Source organism: Yersinia sp. SCPM-O-B-9106 (C-191) (assembly GCF_026183365.1).
Taxonomy (GTDB): Bacteria; Pseudomonadota; Gammaproteobacteria; order Enterobacterales; family Enterobacteriaceae; genus Yersinia; species Yersinia rochesterensis.
On the sequence record NZ_CP110791.1, the window covers coordinates 779,606 to 806,602 of the forward strand.

The following is a 26,997-nucleotide window of genomic DNA, read 5'->3' on the forward strand; positions in this document are numbered from 1 at the left end:
GGAAATGATTTCCCGTTATCCAATGAGCAAACTAAGCCTGGAGGCAAAACCCATGGAGATGTTGTCAGGAGCCGAGATGGTTGTCCGATCGTTAATCGATCAGGGCGTTAAGCATGTATTCGGTTATCCCGGCGGGGCCGTACTTGATATCTACGATGCCCTGCACACGGTCGGAGGCATCGATCACGTGCTGGTGCGCCACGAACAAGGTGCGGTTCACATGGCCGATGGTTATGCACGAGCTACGGGCGAGGTTGGTGTGGTGCTGGTGACGTCCGGCCCCGGTGCAACCAATGCGATTACCGGTATTGCGACGGCGTATATGGATTCAGTGCCGATGGTGGTGCTTTCTGGTCAGGTACCTAGCTCACTGATTGGCTATGATGCTTTCCAGGAGTGTGACATGGTGGGGATCTCCCGCCCGGTGGTCAAACACAGCTTCCTGGTCAAGCGCACCGAAGATATTCCAACTGTATTGAAAAAAGCATTTTATCTGGCGTCGACAGGCCGTCCTGGGCCGGTAGTTATTGATCTGCCAAAGGATATTGTTGGCCCAGCAGTCAAAATGCCTTATGCCTATCCAGAGCAGGTCAGCTTGCGCTCTTATAATCCGACGGTGCAAGGTCATCGCGGGCAGATTAAACGCGCGCTGCAAACTATTCTGGCGGCTAAAAGGCCGATTATGTATGTCGGGGGCGGGGCGATTAACTCGGCTTGCCACCAAGAGCTACTGACATTCGCTGAGAAGCTGAATTTACCCGTCACCAGTTCTCTGATGGGGTTGGGGAGCTTCCCTGGGACTCATCGCCAAAGTGTCGGCATGTTGGGGATGCATGGGACGTTTGAGGCCAATATGGCCATGCACAATACTGACCTGATTTTTGCTGTGGGCGTGCGCTTTGATGACCGCACCACCAATAATCTGGCGAAATATTGCCCGAACGCGACTGTGGTACACATTGATATCGACCCAACATCTATATCAAAAACTGTGGAAGCTGATATCCCGATTGTCGGCGATGCCAAACAAGTTTTGACGCAAATGCTGGACTTATTGCCGCAGATTGATTGCGCACAAGATTTCGATAGTTTGCGTGATTGGTGGCAATCCATTGAACAATGGCGTGCCCGTGATTGTCTTGGCTACGATAAAAAGAGTGGCAAAATTAAACCGCAGGCGGTGATTGAAGCACTGCATCGCCTGACCAAGGGTGACGCTTATGTCACGTCAGATGTCGGCCAACATCAAATGTTCGCTGCACTTTACTATCCTTTTGATAAACCACGCCATTGGATCAACTCCGGTGGTTTGGGCACCATGGGCTTTGGTCTGCCCGCAGCCCTTGGGGTGAAACTGGCTTTACCTAATGAAACCGTGGTGTGTGTTACCGGTGATGGCAGTATCCAAATGAATATTCAGGAATTATCTACTGCGCTGCAATACAACTTGCCAGTGTTGGTTTTGAACCTGAATAACCGCTATCTCGGCATGGTGAAACAATGGCAGGATATGATTTATTCTGGCCGACATTCACAGTCTTACATGGATTCTCTGCCTGATTTCGTCAAATTGGCGGAAGCTTATGGTCATATTGGTGTTTCCATTCGGACACCGGATGAGTTGGAAAGCAAACTGGCCGATGCTTTGACACAATTATCCAAGACTGAACGTCTGGTATTTGTGGATGTGACTGTCGATGAAACAGAGCATGTTTACCCAATGCAGATTCGCGGTGGTGGCATGGACGAAATGTGGCTTAGCAAAACGGAGAGGACATAATTATGCGCCGCCGGATTTTATCAGTTCTGCTGGAAAACGAATCAGGTGCCCTATCAAGAGTGGTCGGCCTGTTTTCTCAGCGCGGTTATAACATTGAAAGTTTGACGGTTGCGCCGACCGATGACCCGACACTGTCCAGAATGACCATCCAAACTGTGGGTGATGCTAAAGTTCTGGAACAAATTGAAAAACAGCTACATAAGCTGGTGGATGTCTTGCGGGTTAGCGAGCTGGTTTCGGGGTCACATGTTGAGCGCGAAATCATGCTGGTGAAATTGCAGGCCAACGGCTACGGGCGTGAAGAAGTAAAGCGCTGCGCTGAAATCTTCCGTGGGCAGATTGTGGATGTTACCGCCACGCTTTATACCGTGCAGCTTGCCGGTACCAGCGACAAACTGGATGCATTTTTGAATGCGGTGCGGGAAGTGGCCGAAATTGTTGAAGTTGCTCGCTCCGGTATTGTCGGTGTCTCCCGTGGCGACAAGATAATGCGTTAATCATGGTGATTAATACTGACTAATCTCCAATTGTTAGGCTCAGCAGGTATGTTGAGCTTTTTTTTTCTTATTTTTTAACCTGGATAGCGTTATATAGCAGTGAAAGCGGTTGCTCAATAGTGAGTTCTGCGGTTAGATCATATCCATGGTTAAACTATGTCTATATACCCGTCATACTTCAAGTTGCATGTGCGTTGGCTGCACTCAATCACCCGAATCACTTACTCGTGTAAGCTCATCGGGATTTTCTCGCTTGCCGCCTTCCTGCTACTCGAATTATTTAGCGTACAGATATCTTAGTCTAACCTACAACATCACTTTACAGGGTAATAAGGGGTCAATGTGAAACTGGATGAAATCGCGCGCCTTGCGGGTGTTTCGCGCACTACGGCCAGTTATGTCATTAATGGCAAAGCGAAACAGTATCGGGTCAGCGATAAAACAGTAGACAAAGTTATGGCGGTTGTCAGGGAACATAACTATCACCCAAATGCTGTCGCGGCAGGGTTGCGCGCGGGCAGAACCCGTTCGATCGGCTTGGTTATCCCGGATCTGGAGAATACCAGCTACACCCGTATCGCCAATTATTTGGAGCGACAGGCTCGCCAGCGGGGTTATCAACTACTGATCGCCTGTTCTGAAGATCAACCAGATAATGAAATGCGCTGTATTGAGCACTTGTTACAGCGCCAGGTTGACGCCATCATTGTTTCGACCGCCTTGCCGCCGGAGCACCCGTTTTATCAGCGCTGGGCAAATGATCCATTACCGATAATTGCGCTGGATCGCGCACTTGATCGGGAGCATTTCATCAGTGTCGTCGGTGCGGATCAAGAAGATGCACAGATGTTGGCGCAAGAGCTGCGTTCTTTCCCGGCGGAGTCCGTCTTGTATCTGGGCGCACTGCCAGAACTGTCAGTCAGCTTCCTGCGGGAGATGGGGTTCCGTGAGGCGTGGAAAGATGATCCGCGTAAGGTCGATTTCTTGTATGCCAATAGCTACGAGCGCGACGCCGCGGGTGTGCTGTTCGCTGAATGGTTGAAGACCCATCCAATGCCACAGGCATTGTTTACCACCTCATTCCAGCTGTTACAGGGCGTTATGGATGTCACGTTAAAACAAAGTGGCCGTCTGCCTGCTAATCTGGCGATTGCTACTTTTGGTGATAATGAGCTATTGGATTTCCTCGAGTGCCCAGTATTGGCGGTGGCACAGCGCCACCGTGATGTTGCCGAGCGCGTGCTGGAGTTAGTATTAGCTAGCTTAGATGAACCTCATAAACCAAAACCGGGCTTAACCCGCATTCGCCGCAATCTGTTCCGCCGCGGCAGTTTAAGCCGCAAATAGTCTACGTTTTAGCCAATCAGGGCCATCCCAGGCCCTGATTATTGTTTGCTTGTGTTATTCATCCCACTTTATACCCAATAGATTTCAAGATGCAGGAAAGCGGTAAGCAAGAAAATTCCGATGAGCTTACTGAAGTCGAGTGATTCTGGGCGCAAGCGCGGCCAACACACCTGTAGCTTGAAAGATGACGGGGTTATCAGACATAGCCCGCGACACGGAATAACCTGCGGCAATACTCCAAAAAGTAACCATAAGCCACGCCCATTGCCATTGAAACCAAGGCGTTACTCGCAACCGCTGTGGTGATTTGCTCTAAATCAGCTCCGACCGACCATAAAATTATGGCATAAACCGGTGATTGGAAGCTGACATAGGCCAGTAAGTCGGCCAGACTTTTCGCCCAAAAATGCTCTCCCGCATGACTACGCGCAAAACGGATGAAAGCATCCCGATACACGCCGTAGGGCCAGGCAATAAGGATGTTGACTGGAATCGAAACCAGCCGCGAAGAGAGTGACTGCTGGAAAGTCATTCCCGAGATCACGATTTCAATTATCATGCCGATGACAAAACAATACACCACGAGTGCAAAAGTATCGGCTGCTGCACTACGCAGACGGGACTCAGTAGAAAACATTGTCATTAACTCCCTAATTGGGGGAAAAATCTGCCAGAATGGCAAACATTGAAATTAATAGCAGATTTTATATATTGCTCATCATGTAAAATGCAGGTGATTATGTTGCTATATTGCTTTTTGTGTAGTTTACAGTGCTATTGCTGGTAATATAACCAGCTTAAAATTTTTATTTTTAACATTTGGCTGGTTTTTATACTTTGTACTGTGGGAAATTGGGCTTTTAGTGGTCTTTTAAATGGCGGGATACTCGTTTTTTGTTGAAAAACATAAGGTTAGCTATTTCATTGGCTGAGAGGGAAACGCTATGCAGCAAGAGGCAAATTTAAAGTAATCGGAAGAAAGAAAATTTATTTACAGTCTTTTCCTAATTTAAGATTTATCTGTCTGAAGATATTCATATTTCATCAATACCTAAAAATAGGCACTAATAATTTATTTCAAAATAGATTAATCCCCATCGGTTAATTGAAGTAAAATGTCTGCCAGTTAACACTTGTTGTTATCAAGGATATTATTGTATTGCCGTCGGTTTTGCTGCTAACTTCCCTACTTTTTCTCAGGAAACACCAGTGGCCGCGGGTTTTGTGCTCAAACTGTATAATATCAAACCGCACAATTTTTATACTAAAAATGAGACATTCCTTGCAGAAGGAAATAATGCGTCAATTAATTGACAATTTATTATTTATTTAAGTTGCTAGAATTACTGTTGGAAAAATAGCCCGTTTATCATGACGTTAATTTCTATTTCAACCCCGAAAATAGCCCCTTATACGAGATATATCTCAAAAATGACCCATAAATATTGTCAAAGCCCATCCTCTCTGGCTTGACAAGGTTTTCATACCATCCGTAAACTCTTTAATGTGGGGATTTGTGGGATAAAGTGGCGAATTAGGTCATGAGGGGGTAACTCAGTCATGTTTCGTGGGGCAACGATGGTTAACCTCGACAGCAAAGGGCGGCTTGCCGTACCTACCCGTTACCGGGATTTGCTGAATGAGGAATCGCAGGGCCAGATGGTCTGTACCATAGACCTTCACCAACCATGTCTGTTGCTTTATACACTCCCCGCATGGGAAGTCATTGAACAAAAATTATCTCGTCTGTCGAGCATGAACCCAGCTGAACGTCGAGTTCAGCGTTTGCTGTTAGGGCATGCCAGTGAATGTCAGATGGACGGAGCTGGGCGGTTACTGATTGCAGGAACATTGCGTCAGCACGCCGGGCTGAATAAAGAAGTGATGCTGGTTGGGCAGTTCAATAAGTTTGAACTGTGGGATGAACAGACCTGGTATCAACAAGTCAAGGATGACATCGACGCAGAACAGTCGACTCAGGAACCTCTTTCTGAGCGGCTACAGGACTTATCGCTATAAGCATGGTAGATAACAACAAAACTGTAGATAACAACTACAAGCATACAAGCGTATTACTGGATGAGGCGGTGAATGGCCTGAACATCCGTGATAACGGCATCTATATTGACGGAACTTTTGGCCGTGGTGGCCACTCGCGCCTGATTTTGTCCCAACTTGGGCCAGAAGGGCGTCTGATAGCAATTGATCGTGACCCACAAGCTATTGAAGCGGCAAAATCGATTACCGACCCCCGTTTTTCTATCGTGCACGGCCCATTTTCTGATTTGGCCCATTATGTGCGGGAATTGGATTTAGTCGGCCGTATCGACGGTGTATTGCTGGACTTGGGCGTTTCTTCCCCCCAATTAGATGATCCAGAGCGCGGTTTCTCTTTCATGCGTGACGGGCCGTTAGACATGCGGATGGACCCAACTCGTGGGTTATCAGCGGCTGACTGGTTGATGAAAGCCGGTGCTGACGATATTGCTTGGGTGTTGAAAACCTTTGGTGAAGAGCGTTTTGCCAAGCGCTTAGCCAAGGCCATTGTTGAGCGTAACCTCACGCAGCCAATGACTCGCACCAAAGAGTTGGCTGATTTGATCGCTAATGCCAGCCCATTCCGCGAAAAGCATAAGCATCCAGCAACCCGCAGCTTCCAAGCTATCCGTATCTATATCAACAGTGAATTGGAAGAGATAGAGCGCGCATTAGATGGGGCGCTTGAAGTGCTGGCACCTGAAGGCCGCTTGTCCGTCATTAGCTTCCATTCTCTGGAAGACCGTATTGTGAAAAACTTTATCCGTCATCACAGCCGTGGGCCACAAGTGCCGGCGGGACTGCCATTGACGGAAGCACAGTTGCGCAGCATGGGTGGGCGCACCTTGAAATCCGCTGGCAAAATGATGCCTCCGGATGCCGAAGTGGCTGAAAACCCACGAGCGCGTAGCTCGGTATTACGTTTTGCCGAGAGGATTAAAGAGTGATAGGCAACGAACGCCACGGTTTAGTTGGGGTCATCGGCGGTGATTTAATCCGTAATGCGAAGATTCCATTAATTTTACTGATCGCGGTGTTAGTGTCTGCTGTTTTGGTTGTGACCACCGCCCACCGTACGCGCTTGCTCACTGCTGAGCGCGAGCAACTGGTGCTGGAGCGGGATGCGCTGGATATTGAGTGGCGTAACCTGATTCTGGAAGAGAATGCATTGGGTGATCACAGCCGAGTTGAAAGTATTGCGATTGACAAGCTTAAAATGCAACACGTTGATCCATCACAAGAAAATATTGTGGTTCAGTAATGGTTTTTTCCAATAAATAAAGGAATTTGTCGCCACCATGACTCTGAGTAGCCAAGGTAACGCATGAAAGCAGCGCGCCCCGGGAAGTTAAAGCGCCAGGAAGAACAAGCCAGCTTTATAAGCTGGCGTTTTGCGTTGTTGTGCGGCTGTATTTTGCTGGCATTAGTCGGCCTGATGTTGCGTACCGCTTATCTGCAAGTCATTAACCCCGATAAGTTGGTGCGCGAGGGCGACATGCGCTCATTGCGGGTACAGGAAGTTCCAACCGCCCGAGGGATGATAAGTGACCGCTCTGGCCGCCCATTGGCCGTTAGTGTCCCGGTTAACGCGGTTTGGGCGGATCCGAAAGAGTTAACCGAGCGCGGTGGCATTACGCTAGATACGCGCTGGAAAGCGTTGTCTGATGCGCTGGAAATCCCACTAGACCAACTGGCGACCCGCATTAATGCTAATCCGAAAGGGCGCTTTGTTTATCTGGCTCGTCAGGTTAATCCGGCGATTGGCGACTACATCCATAAGCTGAAATTACCCGGTATCTATTTGCGTCAAGAATCGCGCCGTTACTATCCAGCAGGCCAGGTGATGGCGCATATCATCGGTGTGACTAACATTGATAGCCAAGGTATTGAAGGCGTAGAGAAAAGTTTTGACCGGTGGCTCACCGGGCAGCCTGGCGAGCGTACCGTCCGTAAAGACCGCTATGGCCGGGTCATTGAGGATATTTCCTCTGTGGATAGCCAGGCGGCGCACAATCTGGTGTTGAGTGTTGATGAGCGCTTGCAGGCGCTGGTCTACCGCGAGCTGAATAATGCAGTGGCATTCAACAAAGCAGAGTCTGGTACCGCAGTGCTGGTGGATGTCAACACCGGCGAAGTGTTGGCGATGGCGAACAGCCCATCCTACAACCCAAATAACCTGACCGGTACGCCGAAAGATGCCATGCGTAACCGGGCAATAACCGATATTTTTGAACCCGGCTCGACAGTTAAGCCAATGGTAGTCATGACGGCATTGCAGCACGGCGTAGTGAAAGAAAATAGCGTGCTCAACACCTTGCCGTACTTTGTTAACGGTCACCAGATTAAAGACGTGGCCCGTTACGCAGAGCTATCCGTGACCGGGATCTTGCAGAAGTCGAGTAACGTCGGTGTTTCTAAACTGGCGTTAGCGATGCCATCCTCAGCTTTGGTAGATACTTACTCAAAGTTTGGGTTTGGGAAAGCGACCAATTTGGGGTTGGTCGGAGAAAGCAGTGGCTTATATCCTAAAAAACAACGGTGGTCTGACATAGAGAGGGCCACCTTCTCTTTCGGCTACGGGCTAATGGTAACGCCGTTACAACTAGCGCGAGTCTATGCAACCATCGGCAGCATGGGGGTTTATCGCCCACTGTCGATTACCAAAGTTGATCCGCCAGTGGCGGGTGAGCGTATCTTCCCTGAACCGCTGGTGCGTACCGTGGTTCATATGATGGAAAGCGTGGCACTACCTGGCGGCGGCGGCACTAAAGCCGCCATTAAAGGCTACCGTATCGCGATTAAAACCGGTACTGCCAAGAAAGTCGGCCCAGATGGTAAGTATATGGACCGATATCTCGCTTACACCGCTGGCGTTGCGCCCGCGAGTAACCCTAGATTTGCTCTGGTTGTGGTCATCAATGACCCGCAGGCAGGGAAATATTACGGTGGTGCGGTTTCTGCACCGGTGTTCGGTGCCATCATGGGCGGTGTCTTGCGAACCATGAACATTGAGCCAGATGCATTACCCACTGGTGATAAAAGCGAATTAGTGACTAATACAAAAGAGGGTTCAGGTGGCAGATCGTAACTTGCGCGACTTACTCGCTCCTTGGGGGCTAGACGTCCCGGAGCGTGCGCTACGGGAAATGACATTAGACAGCCGAGTTGCCGCTGCCGGGGATTTGTTTGTCGCCGTTGTCGGCCATCAGACGGACGGGCGTCGCTATATCCCGCAAGCTATCGCCCAAGGTGTGGCGGCGGTGGTCGCGGAAGCCGACGGTGTGGCACCGGATGCCAGTATGGTCGAGATGCATGGCGTTCCTGTTATTTATCTGCGTGATTTGAATCAGCACTTATCCAAGCTGGCGGGGCAATTTTACCAGCAGCCGGGTGCCGCATTACGTTTGGTCGGTGTGACCGGAACCAACGGCAAAACCACGACCACCCAATTGTTGGCGCAATGGGCTCAGATGTTGGGCGAAACCAGTGCGGTGATGGGGACGGTTGGCAATGGCCTGTTAGGGCAAGTTATCCCAACGGAAAACACCACTGGCTCAGCAGTTGATATCCAGCATTTATTGCGCAATTTGGTTGATCAAGGCGCGTCTTTCGCTGCGATGGAAGTTTCTTCCCACGGCTTGATTCAAAACCGCGTAGCCGCATTGCCATTTGCTGCCGCAGTGTTCACTAACTTAAGCCGCGATCATCTGGATTACCACGGCAATATGGCGAGTTACGAAGCGGCCAAATGGCTGCTGTTCTCCACCCATCAATCCGAACACAAAATTATTAATGCTGATGACGAAGTCGGTCGCCGCTGGTTAGGGCAGTTGCCGCAAGCTGTCGCCGTCAGTATGGAAAATAATGTTCCTGCGGGCTGGAATGGCCCATGGTTGTCTGCCACTCAGGTTCAGTATCACGATAACGGCGCGAGCATCGCTTTTGATTCAAGCTGGGGCGTAGGCCAGTTAGAAAGCCGTCTGATGGGGGCATTTAACGTCAGTAACCTGCTGGTGGCGCTGTCAACGCTGCTCTCACTGGGTTATCCGTTAGCAGAATTATTAGCCGCAGCACCTAATTTGCAACCGGTGTGCGGGCGGATGGAAGTATTTAACGCGCCAGGCAAACCGACGGTGGTGGTGGATTATGCCCACACGCCGGATGCATTGGAAAAAGCACTGGCGGCAGCCCGTTTGCATTGTAAAGGCCAACTGTGGTGTGTGTTTGGCTGCGGTGGCGATCGTGACAAAGGTAAGCGCCCACTTATGGGCGGTATTGCGGAGCAGCTTGCGGATAGAGTGGTCGTCACTGATGATAACCCGCGCAGTGAAGAGCCGCAGGCGATTGTCGCGGATATCCTCAGCGGTTTGCTGGATGCGGGACATGCGCAATCCATTCATGGCCGTGCTGAAGCGGTCACCAGCGCCATTATGCAAGCTAAAGCCGATGATGTAGTGCTGATCGCTGGCAAAGGACATGAAGATTATCAATTAGTTGGCAATCGCCGTCTGGACTACTCCGACCGTGTCACTGTCGCGCGCTTGTTGGGGGTGGTGGCATGATTAAGGTCTCACTGCATTTTCTGTCTACGCTGCTTAACGCTGAACTTATTGTCAGTGATAAACAGGGTGAAAACGTCGAGATAACCGAAGTGACCATTGATACCCGTCAGGTCACGCCGGGGTGTCTGTTTGTGGCGCTGAAAGGCGAACGTTTTGATGGACATGATTTTGCAGAAGATGCTGTTACCGCTGGTGCCGGAGCTTTGCTGGTAAGTAAACGCTTACTGGTGGGCGCGCCGCAATTAGTGGTTAAAGATACTCGCCTGGCTTTGGGGCAGCTTGCTGCCTGGGTTCGTGAACAGGTTCCTGCCCGCGTGGTGGCGTTAACCGGTTCATCGGGTAAAACCTCGGTAAAAGAGATGGTTGCGGCCATTTTACGCCAATGCGGTAAGGTGCTGTATACCGCCGGTAACTTCAATAATGATATCGGCGTGCCGTTGACCTTGCTGCGTCTGACCCCCGAGTATGATTTTGCTGTCATTGAGCTTGGCGCTAATCACATCGGTGAAATTGCTTACACCACCGATTTAAGCCGCCCAGAAAGTGCTTTGGTGAATAATTTAGCCGCCGCCCATTTGGAAGGTTTCGGCTCTCTGGCGGGTGTGGCGCAAGCTAAAGGCGAGATTTTTGCTGGGTTGCCTGCGAATGGCACTGCAATTATCAATGCTGACAGCAATGATTGGCCGCACTGGCAGGAAACTCTGCATAACAAACGGGTCTGGCGTTTTTCGCCTCATGGCGCAGAAGATATCGATTTTTTTGCCAGTGACGTGCGTATTACACCGAAAACGACCTATTTCACTTTGCATTCTCCCCTCGGCACTGTAGCTATCGAGTTGCCGCTACCGGGGCGGCATAACATTGCCAATGCGTTGGCCGCCGCGGCATTAGCCATGTCGGTTGGCGCAAGCTTAGCCGCCGTTCACGAAGGGCTGACACAGCTACAGGCCGTGCCGGGCCGCTTATTCCCCATAGAACTTGCCGCGGGTAAGTTGCTATTGGATGACAGCTACAACGCCAATGTCGGCTCCATGACCGCGGCTGCTCAAGTGCTGGCTGAAATGCCGGGCTACCGGGTGATGGTGGTCGGTGATATGGGCGAGTTGGGTGAAACCGCCGTCGATTGCCACCGTCAGGTTGGCGAAGCCGCGAAACAGGCGGGTGTCGATAAAGTGCTGAGTGTGGGCGTATTAAGCCAGGCGCTGAGTGACGCGAGTGAGTGTGGCGAGCATTTTCAGAATAAGGACACATTGGCAGCCCGAGTCAGTGAATTGCTGCTCGAACATCCGGTTATCACTGTTTTAATTAAAGGTTCACGTAGCGCCGCCATGGAAAATGTCGTGCGTGCGTTACAGGAGAAAGCATCATGTTAGTTTGGCTGGCTGAATACTTAGTAAAATTTTACTCGGGCTTTAACGTCTTTTCCTATTTGACGTTCCGCGCCATTGTCAGTCTGTTGACGGCATTATTTATCTCATTGTGGATGGGGCCGCACCTGATTGCCTATCTACAGAAGTTGCAAATTGGTCAGGTGGTGCGTAATGACGGGCCAGAGTCACATTTCAGCAAGCGCGGCACCCCCACCATGGGCGGGCTGTTGATCCTGTTCTCCATCACTATTTCGGTGCTGATGTGGGCTTATCCGTCTAACCCGTATGTCTGGTGTGTGCTGTTCATTCTTATTGGTTATGGGATTGTCGGTTTTATTGATGATTACCGCAAAGTGGTACGCAAAAACACCAAGGGCTTGATTGCCCGATGGAAATACTTCTGGCAGTCAATCATTGCGCTGGCTGCGGCTTTCACCATGTACAGCATCGGCAAAGATACGTCGGCCACCGAGTTGGTGGTGCCATTCTTTAAAGATGTCATGCCACAGCTTGGCCTGTTGTACATCCTGCTAGCTTATTTCGTGATTGTCGGCACCAGCAATGCAGTCAACCTGACCGATGGGTTGGATGGCTTGGCGATTATGCCAACAGTGTTTGTTGCCGCGGGTTTTGCATTGGTTGCCTGGGCGACCGGTAACATGAATTTCGCCGCATATCTGCATATTCCTTATCTGCGCCATGCCGGTGAGCTGGTGATTGTCTGCACCGCGATTGTCGGAGCCGGGCTGGGCTTTTTGTGGTTTAACACTTATCCGGCGCAAGTGTTTATGGGCGATGTCGGCTCCCTGGCATTGGGCGGCGCGCTGGGCACCATCGCGGTATTGCTGCGCCAAGAGTTCTTATTAGTGATTATGGGCGGGGTGTTCGTGGTTGAAACGCTGTCGGTCATCTTGCAAGTCGGTTCCTTTAAGTTACGTGGGCAGCGGATTTTCCGTATGGCCCCGATTCATCATCATTACGAACTTAAAGGCTGGCCGGAACCACGGGTGATCGTGCGCTTCTGGATTATTTCGCTGATGCTGGTGCTGATTGGCCTGGCGACGCTGAAGGTGCGGTAATTATGGTTGATTATCAGGGTAAAAAAGTGGTCATTATCGGGCTGGGGCTAACCGGCCTTTCCTGCGTTGATTTCTTTATGGCGCGCGGCGTTACGCCACGTGTTATGGATACCCGTATCAATCCGCCGGGTTTGGATAAATTACCCGAAAGTGTCGAGCACCATGTGGGTGACTTGAACCCACAGTGGTTATTGGATGCTGATTTGATTGTCGCCAGCCCCGGTATTGCGCTGGCACATCCTGCATTGAGTGAAGCGGCAGATGCGGGTGTCGAAATTGTCGGTGATATCGAACTGTTCTGCCGTGAAAATCAGGCACCAGTGGTGGCTATTACGGGATCTAACGGTAAAAGCACTGTGACCACGCTGGTTGGTGAAATGGCGAAAGCCGCCGGTTGGCAGGTGGGGGTCGGTGGTAATATTGGTGTTCCGGCGCTGACATTATTGCAACAGCTGACCACGCAAAAACAAGAAAATCAATTGGTGGTGTTGGAGTTATCCAGCTTCCAGTTAGAAACTACCGCCAGCCTGCGAGCTAGCGCTGCCACTATATTGAATGTCACGGAAGACCACACTGACCGTTATCCGTTCGGTTTGCAGCAATATCGCGCAGCTAAACTGCGAGTGTATGAAAACGCTAAAGTTTGTGTTGTGAATGCCGATGACGCGCTCACCATGCCAGTGCGTGGTGCGGATAGCCGCTGTATCAGCTTTGGGGTGGATGTCGGTGACTACCATCTGAATAAGCAGCAGGGCGAAATCTGGCTGCGGGTTCGCGGTGAGAAAGTGCTCAATACCCGAGAAATGAAATTGAGCGGGCGACATAACTACACCAATGCGCTGGCCGCACTGGCGCTGGCGGATGCTGTCGGTATTCCGCGCTCATCAAGTTTGACCGCGTTGACCACCTTCACCGGTCTGCCACACCGTTTCCAATTGGTGCTTGAGCGCAATGGCGTGCGTTGGATTAATGATTCCAAAGCCACCAATGTGGGCAGCACCGAAGCGGCACTGGATGGCCTACAAGTGGATGGCACTTTGCATCTGTTATTAGGTGGCGATGGGAAATCAGCGGATTTCTCTGGTTTAACTCGCTTCCTCCAAGGCGACCAGATCAAGATTTATTGCTTTGGCCGCGATGGTAAACAACTGGCTGAGCTGCGCCCGGAAGTTTCTCAACTGACGGAGACCATGGAGCAGGCTATGGCACTGCTGGCGAAATCATTAGCACCGCGAGACATGGTGTTATTGTCGCCCGCCTGCGCCAGTTTGGACCAATTCCGCAGTTTCGAGCAACGCGGTGATGAATTTGCTCGTCTGGCAGAGGAGTTGGGCTGATGCGTATGCCGGGGCTGGGGCTGTTCAATACCGTAAAACATTTTGTGATGGGGTCGCGCGAAAGCGATACCACCAGCATGGTGCTTTACGACAGAACCTTGCTGTGGCTGACATTTGGCTTGGCGATTATTGGTTTTGTGATGGTGACGTCGGCTTCGATGCCGATTGGTCAGCGTTTGGCCAGTGACCCCTTCCTGTTTGCTAAGCGCGATGCACTGTATCTTGTGCTGGCCTTCGGTTTATCGCTGGTGACTTTGCGCATCCCAATGGCGGTTTGGCAGCGCTACAGTAATATTATGTTATTGATTTCAATAGTGTTGCTGTTGGTGGTGTTGGTGGTGGGTAGCTCAGTCAACGGGGCATCACGCTGGATTTCACTGGGGCCGCTACGCATTCAGCCAGCTGAATTATCCAAACTGTCGCTGTTTTGTTATCTCGCCAGTTATCTGGTGCGCAAAGTTGAAGAGGTTCGCACTAACTTCTGGGGCTTCTGTAAGCCAATGGGCGTAATGGTTATTCTGGCGGTATTACTGCTGGCGCAGCCCGATTTAGGTACCGTGGTGGTGCTGTTTATCACCACGCTGGCCATGTTGTTTCTGGCTGGCGCAAAAATGTGGCAGTTCCTGGCGATTATCGGCTCGGGTATTTTTGCTGTTTGCCTGTTGATTGTGGCGGAACCTTACCGTATGCGCCGGGTAACTTCGTTCTGGAACCCATGGGAAGATCCTTTCGGCAGCGGTTACCAGCTGACCCAATCACTGATGGCTTTTGGTCGCGGTGAGTTTTGGGGGCAAGGGCTGGGGAATTCAGTGCAAAAACTGGAATATTTACCGGAAGCACATACTGACTTTATTTTCGCGATTTTAGGCGAGGAGCTCGGGTATTTCGGTGTGGTTCTTGCATTGTTAATGGTATTCTTCGTCGCTTTTCGTGCTATGTCCATTGGGCGTCGCGCTTTAGAGATAGATCAGCGATTTTCCGGCTTTTTGGCCTGCTCGATTGGCGTTTGGTTTAGCTTCCAGGCGCTGGTTAATGTTGGGGCTGCCGCTGGAATGTTGCCTACCAAAGGTTTGACTTTACCCCTGATAAGTTACGGTGGTTCGAGCCTGATTATTATGTCAACGGCCATCGTGTTGTTGTTACGCATTGATTTTGAAACACGTTTGGCTAAAGCCCAAGCGTTTGTAAGGAGTGCCCGATGAGTAGGGAAACCAAGCGTTTAATGGTGATGGCCGGTGGCACTGGGGGACATGTCTTCCCCGGTTTGGCCGTGGCACATCATTTAATGGCGCAAGGCTGGCAGGTGCGTTGGTTAGGCACCGCAGATCGAATGGAAGCGTCATTGGTACCCAAAAACGGCATTGAGATTGATTTCATTGAGATTTCTGGTTTACGTGGCAAGGGGCTGATGGCCCAACTGACCGCCCCGGTGCGTATTTACCGCGCAGTGCGTCAGGCGAAGAAAATCATGCGTGATTACCAGCCAGATGTGGTGCTGGGAATGGGCGGTTATGTTTCCGGCCCCGGTGGTTTAGCAGCATGGCTGTGTGGCATCCCGGTGGTATTACATGAGCAAAACGGCATTGCGGGGTTGACCAACCGCTGGTTGGCCAGAATCGCGAAAAAAGTTTTACAGGCATTTCCAGGGGCATTTCCTCATGCCGATGTCGTGGGTAATCCGGTGCGCACCGATGTATTGGCGCTGCCATTACCGGCCGAGCGTTTGCATGGCCGTGAAGGGCCGATTCGGGTGTTAGTCATCGGGGGCAGCCAAGGTGCGCGGGTACTGAATCAAACCTTGCCGCAGGTTGCCGCGACATTGGGTGAGCAGATAACTGTTTGGCACCAAGTGGGTAAAGGCGCTTTGCCCGATGTCCTGCAAGCTTACCAGCAAGCAGGGCAGGGTGATAAACACCAAGTTGTTGAGTTTATTGATGATATGGCCGCCGCCTATGCTTGGGCTGATGTGGTGGTTTGCCGTTCGGGCGCGTTGACGGTCAGCGAAGTGGCTGCGGCAGGGTTACCGGCGATTTTCGTCCCTTTCCAGCATAAAGACCGGCAGCAATATTGGAATGCATTGCCGTTGGAGAAAGCGGGGGCGGCGAAAATTATCGAGCAACCGCAATTTACAGCGCAAGTGGTCAGTGGCCTGTTGGCTGATTGGGATCGTGCAACTTTATTGACGATGGCCGAACGGGCAAGAACCGTGGCTATCCCAGATGCCACTGAGCGAGTGGCCGCCGAAGTGGTCGCTGCCAGTAAGTGATACTGAAAAGATAGTGACTAAAAAGATAGTTATCGCTCGCATTTATGCGGGCTGCGAACATGTAACAGACAAAAAAGTGAAGAAAAACGTGAATACACAACAATTAGCGAAACTACGAACTATCGTGCCCGAGATGCGTCGCGTCCGGCACATTCACTTTGTTGGCATCGGTGGTGCTGGCATGGGTGGTATCGCTGAAGTGTTGGCAAACGAAGGCTATCAGATTAGCGGTTCAGATTTGGCTCCCAACCCGGTAACTCAGCATTTGGCTTCATTGGGCGCACAGATTTATTTCCATCACCGTCCAGAAAATGTGCTGGATGCCAGTGTGGTGGTGGTTTCAACGGCAATTTCCGCGGATAACCCCGAGATTGTCGCAGCTCGCGAGGCGCGTATTCCGGTGATCCGCCGCGCAGAAATGTTGGCTGAACTGATGCGTTATCGCCATGGGATTGCTGTTGCTGGTACGCACGGTAAAACCACCACGACGGCGATGGTTTCCAGTATTTATGCCGAAGCGGGTCTGGACCCAACATTTGTCAATGGCGGTTTGGTGAAAGCGGCGGGCACTCATGCGCGTTTGGGCTCCAGCCGTTACTTGATTGCAGAAGCCGATGAGAGTGATGCGTCATTCCTGCATTTGCAGCCGATGGTCGCCATTGTTACCAATATCGAAGCCGACCATATGGATACTTATCAGGGCGACTTTGAGAACTTAAAGCAGACCTTTATTAACTTTTTGCACAACTTGCCATTCTATGGCCGTGCCGTGATGTGTATCGACGACCCCGTGGTGCGTGAGTTATTGCCGCGTGTTGGTCGCCATATTACCACTTATGGTTTCAGCGATGACGCCGATGTGCAGATTGCCAGTTATCGGCAAGAAGGCCCACAAGGGCACTTCACACTGAAACGTCAGGATAAACCGTTGATGACGGTGACCCTGAATGCACCGGGCCGTCATAACGCACTGAACGCTGCGGCAGCGGTTGCAGTAGCAACCGAAGAAGGCATCGAAGACGATGACATCCTGCGCGCGCTGGTCGGGTTCCAAGGGACAGGTCGCCGTTTTGATTTCCTCGGTAACTTCCCGCTGGCACCGGTCAACGGCAAAGAAGGCAGCGTTATGCTGGTGGATGACTATGGTCATCACCCAACAGAAGTGGATGCCACAGTTAAAGCGGCGCGTGCCGGTTGGCCGGATAAACGTATTGTGATGGTTTTCCAACCGCACCGTTATACCCGAACGCGTGATTTGTATGACGACTTTGCCAATGTGCTGTCGCAAGTTGATGTTTTACTGATGTTGGATGTGTACGCCGCCGGTGAACCACCGATCCCAGGTGCTGACAGCCGCTCGTTATGCCGTACTATCCGCAACCGTGGCAAACTGGACCCGATTTTGGTGTCAGACAGTGACACTGTCCCGGAAGTATTAGCGCAAGTGCTGAATGGCGATGACCTGATTCTGGTCCAAGGCGCTGGTAACATTGGTAAAATTGCTCGTAAATTGGCTGAGCTTAAATTGCAACCACAGACAAAAGATGAGGAACATCATGGCTGATAAAGTTGCGGTACTGCTGGGTGGAACCTCTGCTGAACGTGAAGTTTCATTGCTATCGGGCCAGGCGGTTTTAGCCGGTTTGAGAGAAGCCGGTATCGACGCCCATGGGGTAGATACCAGAGACTTCCCGGTCACTCAATTGAAAGAACAGGGTTTTAATAAGGTATTTATTGCTCTGCATGGCCGTGGTGGCGAAGACGGTACATTGCAAGGTATGTTGGAGTTCCTGCAACTGCCTTATACCGGCAGCGGCGTGATGGCTTCGGCCCTGACCATGGACAAATTGCGCACCAAATTGGTGTGGCAAGCCTTAGGTTTGCCAATTTCGCCTTATGTGGCGCTGAACCGTCAACAGTTTGAAACACTTTCGTCAGAGGAATTAGCGGCATGTGTCGCTAAGCTTGGCCTGCCTTTAATCGTTAAACCAAGTCACGAAGGCTCTAGCGTGGGCATGAGTAAAGTTGACCGGGCTAGCGAATTGCATGCTGCTCTGGTTGAAGCTTTCCGTCATGACACCGATGTGCTGATTGAAAAATGGTTGAGCGGCCCGGAATTCACGGTCGCTATCCTTGGCGAGGATGTTTTACCGTCCATCAGGATTCAAGCACCCGGTGTGTTTTATGATTATGAAGCCAAGTATCTGTCTGATGAAACACAGTATTTCTGCCCAAGCGGTTTAAGTGTTGAGTTAGAGCAACAATTAGCAGAATTAGCATTACAGGCTTATCAGGCGCTAGGTTGCAGCGGTTGGGGCCGGGTTGATGTCATGCAAGACAGCGACGGCGGTTTTTATCTGCTGGAAGTGAATACTTCACCGGGGATGACCAGCCACAGTTTAGTGCCAATGGCAGCCCGCCAATATGGGTTGAGTTTTTCCCAGTTGGTGGCCCGAATTCTGACGTTGGCTGACTGATATGTCGCAAGCTGCTCTGAATGCGCGTGAACGCGCGGCTGAAAACAGCGCAGCCCGGCGCAGTAACGGAGGCCAATTAGCGGGGCTGATTTTCCTGCTGATGGTCTTGGGAACAATACTGTGGGGTGGTTGGGTCGTGGTGGGGTGGATGAAAGATGCCAGCCGATTACCCCTGTCGAAGCTGGTAGTGACGGGCGAGCGCCATTACACCACCAATGATGATATTCGCCAGGCGATTTTATCATTGGGCGCACCGGGTACCTTTATGACGCAGGATGTGAACATCATCCAGCAGCAGATTGAACGGTTACCCTGGATTCAGCAGGCCAGCGTACGCAAACAATGGCCGGATGAGCTGAAAATCCATCTGGTGGAGTATGTGCCTTTTGCCCGTTGGAATGATTTGCATATGGTTGATGAGCAGGGGCGGTCATTCAGTGTGCCGTCCGAGCGAGTCGGCAAACAGACATTGCCATTGCTGTATGGCCCGGAAGGCAGTGAACAGGATGTTCTGGAAGGCTACCGGGCAATAAATAAAGTATTAGCGGCCAATAAGTATCAGCTAAAAATGGTGGCGATGAGCGCCAGGCATTCTTGGCAGTTGGCCTTAGATAATGATGTTCGGCTGGAGCTGGGACGGGATAACCGGATGGGGCGTTTACAACGTTTTATTGAGTTATATCCGATGTTGCAACAGCAGCCAGATAAACGGGTCAGTTATGTTGATTTGCGATATGAGACAGGGGCTGCAATAGGTTGGGCTCCGGTATTTATCGGCAGTCAGGGTGGTGAGCCACCGGTAAATGGCCAGCAGAACAGTAATCCGCAACAGAATCAGGCACAGGCAAAACAACAATGATCAAGTCGACGGACAGAAAACTGGTAGTAGGTCTTGAGATCGGAACGGCAAAGGTCTCCGCATTGGTAGGGGAAGTTCTGCCCGATGGCATGGTCAATATTATTGGGGTAGGCAGTTGCCCATCCCGTGGCATGGATAAGGGTGGGGTTAACGACCTTGAATCGGTAGTGAAATGCGTACAGCGCGCTATCGATCAGGCAGAGTTAATGGCAGATTGCCAGATTTCATCTGTTTATTTGGCATTATCGGGTAAACATATCAGTTGTCAGAATGAAATAGGGATGGTTCCTATTTCAGAAGAGGAAGTAACTCAGGAAGATGTAGAGAACGTAGTGCATACCGCGAAGTCGGTACGTGTGCGTGATGAACATCGTATTCTGCACGTTATTCCGCAGGAATATGCCATCGATTATCAAGAAGGCATCAAAAATCCTGTCGGTCTTTCTGGCGTGCGGATGCAGGCCAAAGTGCACCTGATTACCTGCCATAACGATATGGCGAAGAATATTGTTAAAGCGGTGGAACGTTGTGGTCTGAAAGTGGACCAACTGATTTTTGCCGGTTTAGCCGCAAGTTATGCAGTATTGACCGAAGATGAGCGCGAGCTGGGTGTCTGTGTGGTCGACATCGGCGGTGGCACCATGGATATGGCGGTTTATACCGGTGGGGCGTTGCGCCACACCAAAGTTATCCCTTACGCCGGGAACGTGGTCACCAGTGATATTGCGTACGCTTTCGGGACACCGCCAACAGATGCGGAAGCGATTAAAGTTCGGCACGGCTGTGCGCTCGGGTCGATAGTCAGCAAGGACGAAAGTGTAGAAGTGCCAAGTGTTGGCGGACGTCCTCCTCGTAGTCTGCAAAGACAGACGCTCGCAGAGGTTATAGAACCACGCTACACCGAGTTGCTGAATTTAGTTAATGACGAGATTTTACAATTGCAGGAGCAACTGCGTCAGCAAGGCGTGAAGCATCATCTGGCAGCCGGTATCGTGCTGACGGGCGGAGCAGCACAAATTGATGGTCTGGCTGAATGCGCGCAACGGGTATTTCATGCCCAAGTGCGAATCGGCCAGCCGCTCAACATCACCGGGCTGACGGATTATGCACAGGAACCCTATTACTCCACTGCTGTTGGGTTATTGCATTACGGTAAAGAATCTCATCTCAGTGGTGAGTCAGAAGTAGAAAAACGTGCCTCAGTGGGCAATTGGTTTAAACGTATCAATAGCTGGCTGAGAAAAGAGTTTTAATGTTTCAACAAAGAGATCATGCTGAACATATTTTTTGATCTCGAAGCGACAGGCACAAAACGGAGAGAAACTATGTTTGAACCTATGGAACTAACCAATGACGCGGTGATTAAAGTCATCGGCGTCGGTGGTGGCGGTGGTAATGCCGTCGAACACATGGTGCGCGAGCGCATCGAAGGTGTTGAATTCTTCGCCGTTAATACAGACGCTCAAGCGCTGCGTAAGACGGCTGTTGGCCAAACCATCCAGATTGGTAGCGGTATTACCAAAGGTTTGGGTGCTGGCGCGAACCCAGAAGTGGGCCGCAATTCAGCTGAAGAAGACCGTGAAGCTCTGCGCGCAGCCCTTGAAGGCGCGGACATGGTCTTTATTGCAGCAGGTATGGGCGGTGGTACTGGTACTGGTGCTGCTCCTGTTGTTGCTGAAGTAGCAAAAGAACTGGGTATTCTGACAGTTGCCGTGGTTACTAAGCCTTTCAATTTCGAAGGCAAGAAGCGCATGGCATTCGCTGAGCAGGGTATTGCTGAATTGTCCAAGCATGTGGACTCACTGATCACTATTCCGAACGACAAGTTGTTAAAAGTTCTGGGTCGTGGCATCTCTTTACTGGATGCATTCGGTGCTGCTAACGACGTATTAAAAGGCGCTGTTCAGGGGATCGCCGAGCTGATTACCCGTCCAGGTCTGATGAACGTCGACTTTGCTGACGTGCGCACTGTGATGTCTGAAATGGGTTATGCCATGATGGGCTCCGGTGTGGCTTGCGGTGAAGATCGTGCGGAAGAAGCCGCAGAAATGGCGATTTCCAGCCCGTTGCTGGAAGATATCGACCTGTCTGGCGCCCGTGGCGTGTTGGTCAACATCACTGCTGGTTTCGATTTGCGTTTGGATGAATTCGAAACTGTGGGTAACACCATTCGTGCATTTGCGTCCGACAATGCGACCGTGGTTATCGGTACTTCGTTAGACCCAGAAATGAACGACGAACTGCGCGTAACTGTGGTTGCAACCGGTATCGGCATGGATAAACGCCCTGAAATTACGTTGGTTACCAACAAGCAGACTCAGCCTGTTATGGACCACCGTTACCAGCAGCATGGCATGTCACCTTTACCTCAGGAAGTTAAGCCTGCGGCTAAAGTGGTCAATGACCCAACTGCTCAAACCAATAAAGAGCCCGATTATTTGGATATTCCGGCGTTTTTGCGTAAGCAAGCCGACTAATTTCCGAAAAAATTGGAATCTCCGCTCTTTGTGCTAAACTGTCCCGCCGATCTTGTTATAAGCTTGGTCGGTAGGATGGATAACATTGCGAGATAAAACGATGATCAAACAAAGGACTTTAAAACGTATTGTTCAGGCGACAGGCGTCGGTTTGCACACCGGTAAGAAAGTCACACTGACAATGCGACCCGCGCCGGCTAACACCGGGGTCATCTATCGTCGCACTGACTTGAATCCACCGGTCGATTTTCCGGCAGATGCAAAATCCGTGCGTGATACCATGCTCTGTACTTGCCTGGTCAATGAGCATGACGTGCGTATTTCTACTGTTGAGCATCTCAACGCTGCTCTGGCAGGGTTAGGGATTGATAACATTATTATTGAAGTTAACGCTCCCGAAGTACCGATTATGGACGGTAGTGCCAGCCCATTCGTGTACTTGCTGCTGGATGCGGGTATCGAAGAGTTAAACTCTGCGAAGAAATTCCTGCGTCTGAAAGAGACTGTGCGGGTTGAAGACGGTGATAAATGGGCTGAATTGTCTCCATTCAATGGATTCCGTTTAGATTTTACCATTGATTTTAATCACCCGGCGATTGACTCCAGTACGCAGCGTTACCGTTTAGATTTCTCGGCCGATTCATTCGTCCGTCAAATCAGCCGTGCGCGTACTTTTGGTTTCATGCGCGATATCGAATATTTACAGTCCCGTGGTTTGTGCCTGGGCGGTAGTTTCGATTGTGCCATCGTGGTAGATGATTACCGCGTGCTGAACGAAGATGGCTTGCGCTTCGAAGATGAATTTGTTCGTCACAAAATGCTGGATGCCATCGGCGACCTGTTTATGTGCGGCCATAATATAATTGGCGCATTTACTGCGTACAAATCTGGTCATGCATTAAATAACAAGCTATTGCAGGCTGTTTTAGCTAAGCAAGAAGCATGGGAATTTGTGACGTTCCAAGACGAAGCCGAAATGCCATTGGCGTTCAAAGCTCCGTCTACGGTATTAGCTTACTAAAGCTACTTATCATTATCACTTTTGGTTGCGTTGGCACTCTCTCCGGCCAACGCAGCCAATCGTTCCAATATTGTCCTCAATTTCTCAGGGCTACGGCTCGCTAATCCTCTTAATTCCTTAGCGCTTTCCAAACTTAAATGACGTAATGGCGGCGATTTCTCAGGATTTTGCGATGACTTTGCGGCATCTTGCGTAATGTTATGGCCTTTGGCCATTAACGACGGATTAATCCTGATGTCGATTGAAGACAATGATGGTAGAATTTGTGCTCGTAGTGCGGAGAGTAAAGCGGGTTGTTCATAACGTAAGCGCATTAACCAGCTGGCGTTGGCGGTCTCTAGCACTAAAACACTCTGTCGATAGTTGGCAACACGGCACCACGGCTGCAATTGTGAAGGGAGCAATCCTTTTACCGCACGGTTAAGTTTTAACAGTGCAGTAGCGCGTTGTTGTACGTTATGCAGCGGCCCGTTTTCAGCTGCAATGGCATCATCGAACAGGACATCTAATAATTGTGGGCGGCTTTCACGCATTGACAAGGCTCCGGCGGATTTTAAACTCGTGATCGGTATTCTAAATCGTTGGCGACAATTTGGCAGACGTTATTTCTGGCCGCATCTCCTGTTGGGGATGGTCGCGGCGAGTCTTGGCGTGCCATCAAACCTGTCTGGCGTTCCAGATCAAGCAGCAATACCGAACACATCATCAAGCCAAAGCCGTCAGAATTACGGTGCGACAAACTTTAACAGTTTGGCATTGCTGCATGATATGCATCGTCGCCCTTCATTCAGCGTAGACTATTGGCAACAGCATGCACTGCGCACGGTTATTCGTCACCTTTCATTTGCATTGGCACCTCAAGCAGCCTACGCACGGGTACAAGAAGTAGCTGAAGCCGAACAAGTAGAACCATCACAAATTCAGCAGCTTGCACTATTGAATACGCTGAATGCGCTACTGACCCACGAGTTCAAACCTCCCACTATTATTCGCTATACTGAGCAGGTTAAACGGCCTGTTCTTTCGTTACATAAACCTGGGCTTTGGCTTGCGCAAGTGCAAGGTATCCGTGCCGGGCCTGCCAATCTAATTTAGTTATCTTATTGATTTATATAAATTTATACAACCTTTGGCCACCGGTTTGGTGGTCTTGTAAGAGATATTAAGAATCATGCTAATCAAATTATTAACCAAAGTTTTTGGCAGTCGTAACGATCGCACACTGCGCCGTATGCGCAAAGTGGTTGAGCTTATCAACCGCATGGAGCCTGAAGTTGAAAAACTAACAGATGCTGAATTACGCGCTAAAACTGATGAGTTTCGTGAGCGCTTGGCAAAAGGTGCCGTGCTGGAAACCCTAATTCCTGAGGCTTTTGCCGTTGTGCGCGAAGCCAGTAAACGTGTATTTGGCATGCGTCACTTCGACGTCCAGTTGCTCGGCGGTATGGTACTGAACGAACGATGCATCGCAGAAATGCGTACTGGTGAAGGTAAAACGCTGACTGCAACTCTGCCAGCTTACCTGAATGCATTGAGTGGCCGTGGCGTTCACGTGGTTACCGTCAACGACTATTTGGCTCAGCGCGACGCCGAAAATAACCGTCCATTGTTTGAGTTCTTGGGGCTGAGTGTAGGTATCAACTTGCCGAATATGGCAGCGCCAGCTAAGCGTGCTGCTTATGCCGCAGATATCACCTATGGCACAAACAACGAATTTGGTTTTGACTACCTGCGCGATAATATGGCCTTCAGTCCTGAAGAGCGCGTGCAACGCAAACTGCATTATGCGCTGGTGGATGAGGTCGACTCCATCTTGATCGATGAAGCCCGTACCCCACTGATTATCTCTGGCCCAGCTGAAGATAGCTCGGAGATGTATATTCGGGTTAACAAACTGATTCCAAAGCTGATTCGTCAGGAAAAAGAAGACTCAGATAGCTTCCAAGGTGAAGGCCATTTCTCTGTGGATGAAAAATCACGTCAGGTACATTTGACTGAACGCGGTTTGATAAAAATTGAAGAAATGCTGGTAGAAGCGGGCATTATGGAGGAAGGCGAATCTCTGTATTCACCGGCCAACATTATGTTGATGCACCACGTAACCGCCGCTTTGCGCGCCCACGTACTGTTTGCCCGTGATGTTGACTACATTGTGAAAGACGGTGAAGTTATCATTGTTGATGAGCACACCGGCCGTACCATGCAAGGCCGCCGTTGGTCAGATGGTTTGCATCAGGCGGTTGAAGCAAAAGAAGGCGTGGAAATTCAGAACGAAAACCAGACGCTGGCTTCCATTACTTTCCAAAACTACTTCCGTCTCTATGAGAAACTGGCCGGTATGACCGGTACAGCGGATACCGAAGCATTCGAATTTAGCTCGATTTACAAACTCGATACCATTGTTGTGCCGACTAACCGCCCTATGATCCGTAAAGATCTGGCAGATTTGGTCTATATGACCGAACAAGAGAAAATCGGCGCAATTATCGAAGATATCCGTGAGCGGACTGCGAACGGCCAGCCGGTGTTGGTGGGTACCATCTCGATTGAAAAATCCGAAGTGGTCTCTGCTGAGTTAACTAAAGCGGGCATTGAGCATAAAGTTCTGAACGCCAAATTCCACGCAATGGAAGCGGAGATCGTTTCTCAAGCGGGTCAAGCGAGCGCAGTAACCATCGCCACTAACATGGCGGGTCGTGGTACCGATATCGTGTTGGGGGGGAGTTGGCAGAGTGAGATTGCTTTGCTGGAAGATCCAACTGAAGAGCAAATTACTGCTATCAAAGAGGCATGGCAGATTCGCCATGATGCGGTGCTGGCCTCAGGTGGCCTGCATATCATTGGTACCGAGCGCCATGAGTCACGCCGTATCGATAATCAGCTACGTGGTCGTGCGGGTCGTCAAGGTGATGCCGGTTCTTCACGCTTCTACCTGTCAATGGAAGATGCTCTGATGCGTATTTTTGCCTCTGACCGTGTGTCTGGCATGATGCGTAAATTAGGGATGAAGCCGGGCGAAGCTATTGAGCACCCATGGGTAACTAAAGCTATCGCCAATGCGCAACGTAAAGTTGAAAGCCGCAACTTCGATATTCGTAAGCAATTACTTGAATATGATGATGTCGCCAGCGACCAACGTCGGGCTATCTACAGCCAGCGTAATGAGCTGTTGGACGTGGCTGATGTGAGCGAAACCATCAATAGCATTCGTGAAGATGTATTCAAAACGGTTATCGACAGCTACATTCCAACCCAGTCACTGGAAGAAATGTGGGATATCGAAGGCTTGGAACAGCGTCTGAAAAATGATTTCGACCTGGATATGCCAATTGCTCAATGGTTGGAAGATGAGCCACAACTGCACGAAGAAACATTACGTGAACGTATTCTTCAAAGAGCAATTGAGGATTATCACCGTAAAGAAGAGGTTGTTGGCTTCGATATGATGCGCAGCTTCGAAAAGGGTGTGATGTTGCAAACGCTTGATTCCTTGTGGAAAGAACACTTGGCGGCGATGGATTATCTGCGTCAGGGGATCCATTTACGTGGCTACGCGCAGAAAGATCCTAAACAGGAATATAAGCGTGAATCTTTCGCAATGTTCGCGGCAATGTTGGAATCACTGAAATATGAAGTGATCAGCGTGCTGAGCAAAGTACAAGTGCGGATGCCGGAAGAAGTTGAAGCACTGGAAGTACAACGTCGCGAAGAAGCCGAACGTTTGGCTAAGCAGCAGCAACTCAGCCACGAATCTGATAACAGTGCGCTGATGTCGCAAGAAGAAGCCAGTGTTGCAGCTAGCCTTGAGCGCAAAGTTGGGCGTAATGATCCGTGCCCATGTGGTTCAGGTAAGAAATACAAACAGTGCCACGGTCGCCTGCAATAATA

23 protein-coding genes are annotated in these 26,997 nt (G+C 50.4%); 21 read left to right on the forward strand and 2 right to left on the reverse strand.

Annotation, left to right across the window (positions count from 1 at the left end; all coding sequences use genetic code 11):
• Nucleotides 1–52 precede the first annotated feature (52 nt).
• The 3 genes from ilvI to cra all read left to right on the forward strand — a co-directional run bounded on the left by ilvI (nucleotide 53) and on the right by cra (nucleotide 3,624).
• On the forward strand, nucleotides 53–1,780 hold the full coding sequence (ilvI, locus tag OP863_RS03465) for an acetolactate synthase 3 large subunit (RefSeq protein ID WP_038636319.1): 1,728 nt from the start codon (nucleotides 53–55) through the stop codon (nucleotides 1,778–1,780).
• Nucleotides 1,781–1,782: 2 nt separating this feature from the next.
• Nucleotides 1,783–2,277: an acetolactate synthase small subunit gene (gene ilvN, locus OP863_RS03470; protein WP_038636316.1), complete on the forward strand. Its 495-nt coding sequence runs from the start codon at nucleotides 1,783–1,785 to the stop codon at nucleotides 2,275–2,277.
• A 342-nt stretch (nucleotides 2,278–2,619) separates the two neighbouring features.
• A complete protein-coding gene (gene cra / locus OP863_RS03475; protein WP_004388987.1) occupies nucleotides 2,620–3,624 on the forward strand; it encodes a catabolite repressor/activator in 1,005 nt (334 codons plus the stop codon).
• A gap of 196 nt (nucleotides 3,625–3,820) precedes the next feature.
• On the opposite strand, the gene OP863_RS03480 is transcribed toward cra, so the two are convergent.
• Nucleotides 3,821–4,261 carry an L-alanine exporter AlaE gene (locus tag OP863_RS03480; RefSeq protein WP_038636313.1) on the reverse strand — a complete coding sequence of 147 codons (441 nt, stop codon included), beginning with the start codon at nucleotides 4,259–4,261 and terminating at the stop codon, nucleotides 3,821–3,823.
• A gap of 923 nt (nucleotides 4,262–5,184) precedes the next feature.
• On the opposite strand from OP863_RS03480, the gene mraZ reads away from it, so the two are divergent.
• The 16 genes from mraZ to lpxC all read left to right on the forward strand — a co-directional run bounded on the left by mraZ (nucleotide 5,185) and on the right by lpxC (nucleotide 23,109).
• Entirely contained in the window at nucleotides 5,185–5,643 is a 459-nt protein-coding gene (mraZ, locus tag OP863_RS03485) for a division/cell wall cluster transcriptional repressor MraZ (protein WP_005167064.1), read from the forward strand.
• A 2-nt stretch (nucleotides 5,644–5,645) separates the two neighbouring features.
• Entirely contained in the window at nucleotides 5,646–6,608 is a 963-nt protein-coding gene (rsmH, locus tag OP863_RS03490) for a 16S rRNA (cytosine(1402)-N(4))-methyltransferase RsmH (RefSeq protein ID WP_038636306.1), read from the forward strand.
• Nucleotides 6,605–6,922: a cell division protein FtsL gene (ftsL, locus tag OP863_RS03495; RefSeq protein WP_032819138.1), complete on the forward strand. Its 318-nt coding sequence runs from the start codon at nucleotides 6,605–6,607 to the stop codon at nucleotides 6,920–6,922. The genes rsmH and ftsL overlap by 4 nt, the downstream gene beginning before the upstream one ends.
• Before the next feature lie 63 nt (nucleotides 6,923–6,985).
• Entirely contained in the window at nucleotides 6,986–8,749 is a 1,764-nt protein-coding gene (locus OP863_RS03500) for a peptidoglycan glycosyltransferase FtsI (protein ID WP_038636303.1), read from the forward strand.
• Entirely contained in the window at nucleotides 8,736–10,223 is a 1,488-nt protein-coding gene (gene murE, locus OP863_RS03505; protein ID WP_265525896.1) for a UDP-N-acetylmuramoyl-L-alanyl-D-glutamate--2,6-diaminopimelate ligase, read from the forward strand. The genes OP863_RS03500 and murE overlap by 14 nt, the downstream gene beginning before the upstream one ends.
• A complete protein-coding gene (murF, locus tag OP863_RS03510; protein ID WP_265525897.1) occupies nucleotides 10,220–11,596 on the forward strand; it encodes a UDP-N-acetylmuramoyl-tripeptide--D-alanyl-D-alanine ligase in 1,377 nt (458 codons plus the stop codon). Before murE ends, murF begins: the two co-directional genes overlap by 4 nt.
• Entirely contained in the window at nucleotides 11,590–12,672 is a 1,083-nt protein-coding gene (gene mraY / locus OP863_RS03515; protein WP_050291600.1) for a phospho-N-acetylmuramoyl-pentapeptide-transferase, read from the forward strand. The genes murF and mraY overlap by 7 nt, the downstream gene beginning before the upstream one ends.
• Nucleotides 12,673–12,674: 2 nt before the next feature.
• Complete coding sequence (murD, locus tag OP863_RS03520) at nucleotides 12,675–14,009, forward strand: UDP-N-acetylmuramoyl-L-alanine--D-glutamate ligase (RefSeq protein ID WP_038636291.1); 1,335 nt, start codon at nucleotides 12,675–12,677, stop codon at nucleotides 14,007–14,009.
• On the forward strand, nucleotides 14,009–15,211 hold the full coding sequence (ftsW, locus tag OP863_RS03525; protein ID WP_038636288.1) for a cell division protein FtsW: 1,203 nt from the start codon (nucleotides 14,009–14,011) through the stop codon (nucleotides 15,209–15,211). Before murD ends, ftsW begins: the two co-directional genes overlap by 1 nt.
• Nucleotides 15,208–16,275: an undecaprenyldiphospho-muramoylpentapeptide beta-N-acetylglucosaminyltransferase gene (gene murG, locus OP863_RS03530; RefSeq protein ID WP_050291601.1), complete on the forward strand. Its 1,068-nt coding sequence runs from the start codon at nucleotides 15,208–15,210 to the stop codon at nucleotides 16,273–16,275. The genes ftsW and murG overlap by 4 nt, the downstream gene beginning before the upstream one ends.
• An 88-nt stretch (nucleotides 16,276–16,363) precedes the next feature.
• A complete protein-coding gene (gene murC / locus OP863_RS03535) occupies nucleotides 16,364–17,839 on the forward strand; it encodes a UDP-N-acetylmuramate--L-alanine ligase (RefSeq protein WP_038639821.1) in 1,476 nt (491 codons plus the stop codon).
• Nucleotides 17,832–18,752 (forward strand): D-alanine--D-alanine ligase, encoded by a 921-nt coding sequence (locus OP863_RS03540; RefSeq protein ID WP_265525898.1) that lies wholly within the window; start codon nucleotides 17,832–17,834, stop codon nucleotides 18,750–18,752. The genes murC and OP863_RS03540 overlap by 8 nt, the downstream gene beginning before the upstream one ends.
• A 1-nt stretch (nucleotide 18,753) precedes the next feature.
• Complete coding sequence (gene ftsQ, locus OP863_RS03545; RefSeq protein ID WP_038636280.1) at nucleotides 18,754–19,611, forward strand: cell division protein FtsQ; 858 nt, start codon at nucleotides 18,754–18,756, stop codon at nucleotides 19,609–19,611.
• On the forward strand, nucleotides 19,608–20,864 hold the full coding sequence (gene ftsA, locus OP863_RS03550; protein WP_002210431.1) for a cell division protein FtsA: 1,257 nt from the start codon (nucleotides 19,608–19,610) through the stop codon (nucleotides 20,862–20,864). The genes ftsQ and ftsA overlap by 4 nt, the downstream gene beginning before the upstream one ends.
• A gap of 72 nt (nucleotides 20,865–20,936) precedes the next feature.
• Nucleotides 20,937–22,088: a cell division protein FtsZ gene (gene ftsZ, locus OP863_RS03555; protein WP_004389003.1), complete on the forward strand. Its 1,152-nt coding sequence runs from the start codon at nucleotides 20,937–20,939 to the stop codon at nucleotides 22,086–22,088.
• A gap of 100 nt (nucleotides 22,089–22,188) precedes the next feature.
• Nucleotides 22,189–23,109, forward strand: coding sequence for a UDP-3-O-acyl-N-acetylglucosamine deacetylase (gene lpxC, locus OP863_RS03560; protein WP_004389005.1), 921 nt, complete (start codon nucleotides 22,189–22,191; stop codon nucleotides 23,107–23,109).
• A gap of 2 nt (nucleotides 23,110–23,111) precedes the next feature.
• On the opposite strand, the gene OP863_RS03565 is transcribed toward lpxC, so the two are convergent.
• Nucleotides 23,112–23,642 carry a DUF721 domain-containing protein gene (locus OP863_RS03565; protein WP_038636277.1) on the reverse strand — a complete coding sequence of 177 codons (531 nt, stop codon included), beginning with the start codon at nucleotides 23,640–23,642 and terminating at the stop codon, nucleotides 23,112–23,114.
• Nucleotides 23,643–23,670: 28 nt separating this feature from the next.
• On the opposite strand from OP863_RS03565, the gene secM reads away from it, so the two are divergent.
• Entirely contained in the window at nucleotides 23,671–24,204 is a 534-nt protein-coding gene (secM, locus tag OP863_RS03570; RefSeq protein ID WP_032819152.1) for a secA translation cis-regulator SecM, read from the forward strand.
• A 76-nt stretch (nucleotides 24,205–24,280) separates the two neighbouring features.
• A complete protein-coding gene (gene secA / locus OP863_RS03575; protein ID WP_145587559.1) occupies nucleotides 24,281–26,995 on the forward strand; it encodes a preprotein translocase subunit SecA in 2,715 nt (904 codons plus the stop codon).
• The last annotated feature ends 2 nt before the right edge of the window (nucleotides 26,996–26,997 follow it).